Source organism: Mesorhizobium sp. LNHC229A00 (genome assembly GCF_000502415.1).
GTDB lineage: Bacteria > Pseudomonadota > Alphaproteobacteria > Rhizobiales > Rhizobiaceae > Mesorhizobium.
The window spans coordinates 1-423 of sequence record NZ_AYWQ01000189.1 but is presented as its reverse complement, the minus strand read 5'-3'; the positions used below and the strand labels follow the sequence as shown (position 1 = coordinate 423).

The 423-nt window shown below is 59.3% G+C and carries 1 protein-coding gene; it reads right to left on the bottom strand.

Annotation, left to right across the window (positions count from 1 at the left end):
- Nucleotides 1-130, bottom strand: a 130-nt coding sequence (locus X742_RS1000000176360) for an AsnC family transcriptional regulator (protein WP_280800213.1), incomplete at its 3' end; no start/stop codon positions are given.
- Nucleotides 131-423 lie beyond the last annotated feature (293 nt).

The following is a 423-nucleotide window of genomic DNA, read 5'->3' as shown; positions in this document are numbered from 1 at the left end:
CCAGCTTCTGGATCCGCTCCTGCAGCGCTGTCCGCGACACGCCGAGCTGTCGTGCCAGTGACGCGACCGGCTCACGCGCGTTCTTCTGCATCAGCGCGAGCAACTGACGATCCTTCTCGGTCAATTCCACCAACAAAACCTCTCGCTCGATCCGCTTACTAACCACCGCGCGATCCTATCGGCTGAACAGCCCTCGCGACAATCCGCAATACTGGCAGCGGCGAACGGAACAGGCCAACATTTCCGGCACTTTGTCGTCTCAAGGGACGCAATGACTGCGCGATCGCCATTATCCCGCATTTCGCCGGGTGGAACCCTTCTTTTTGCGACCTGACTGTCTGGGGTCACAAACGCCGGTCCATCAGGGGGAATCAGCTTTGGCTGTGATGGGCAACGTCCGAAACCGATTCGGTTGAACCCGTC